The organism is Isoptericola sp. NPDC056134 (genome assembly GCF_042264825.1).
Classification (GTDB): domain Bacteria; phylum Actinomycetota; class Actinomycetes; order Actinomycetales; family Cellulomonadaceae; genus Isoptericola; species Isoptericola nanjingensis.
The window spans coordinates 1-1,063 of sequence record NZ_JBHJVM010000101.1 but is presented as its reverse complement, the minus strand read 5'-3'; the positions used below and the strand labels follow the sequence as shown (position 1 = coordinate 1,063).

Below are 1,063 nucleotides of genomic sequence, written 5' to 3'. Positions count from 1 at the left end.
GAAGAAGCGCCGGCTAACTACGTGCCAGCAGCCGCGGTAATACGTAGGGCGCAAGCGTTGTCCGGAATTATTGGGCGTAAAGAGCTCGTAGGCGGTCTGTCGCGTCTGGTGTGAAATCCCGAGGCTCAACCTCGGGCTTGCATCGGGTACGGGCAGACTAGAGTGCGGTAGGGGAGACTGGAATTCCTGGTGTAGCGGTGGAATGCGCAGATATCAGGAGGAACACCGATGGCGAAGGCAGGTCTCTGGGCCGCAACTGACGCTGAGGAGCGAAAGCATGGGGAGCGAACAGGATTAGATACCCTGGTAGTCCATGCCGTAAACGTTGGGCACTAGGTGTGGGGCTCATTCCACGAGTTCCGTGCCGCAGCTAACGCATTAAGTGCCCCGCCTGGGGAGTACGGCCGCAAGGCTAAAACTCAAAGGAATTGACGGGGGCCCGCACAAGCGGCGGAGCATGCGGATTAATTCGATGCAACGCGAAGAACCTTACCAAGGCTTGACATGCACCGGAAACACTCAGAGATGGGTGCCCCGTAAGGTCGGTGCACAGGTGGTGCATGGTTGTCGTCAGCTCGTGTCGTGAGATGTTGGGTTAAGTCCCGCAACGAGCGCAACCCTCGTCCTATGTTGCCAGCGGGTTATGCCGGGGACTCATGGGAGACTGCCGGGGTCAACTCGGAGGAAGGTGGGGATGACGTCAAATCATCATGCCCCTTATGTCTTGGGCTTCACGCATGCTACAATGGCCGGTACAGAGGGCTGCGATACCGTAAGGTGGAGCGAATCCCAAAAAGCCGGTCTCAGTTCGGATTGGGGTCTGCAACTCGACCCCATGAAGTCGGAGTCGCTAGTAATCGCAGATCAGCAACGCTGCGGTGAATACGTTCCCGGGCCTTGTACACACCGCCCGTCAAGTCACGAAAGTTGGTAACACCCGAAGCTCATGGCCCAACCGGTTTTCCGGGGGGAGTGGTCGAAGGTGGGACTGGCGATTGGGACTAAGTCGTAACAAGGTAGCCGTACCGGAAGGTGCGGCTGGATCACCTCCTTTCTAAGGAGC

Annotated in this window: 1 rRNA gene; it reads left to right on the top strand. The window is 57.9% G+C overall.

Annotated features, from left to right (window positions below):
- Window positions 1–1,054, top strand: a 16S ribosomal RNA gene (locus tag ACFCZN_RS21560); the annotation flags it as partial.
- Window positions 1,055–1,063: the final 9 nt, after the last annotated feature.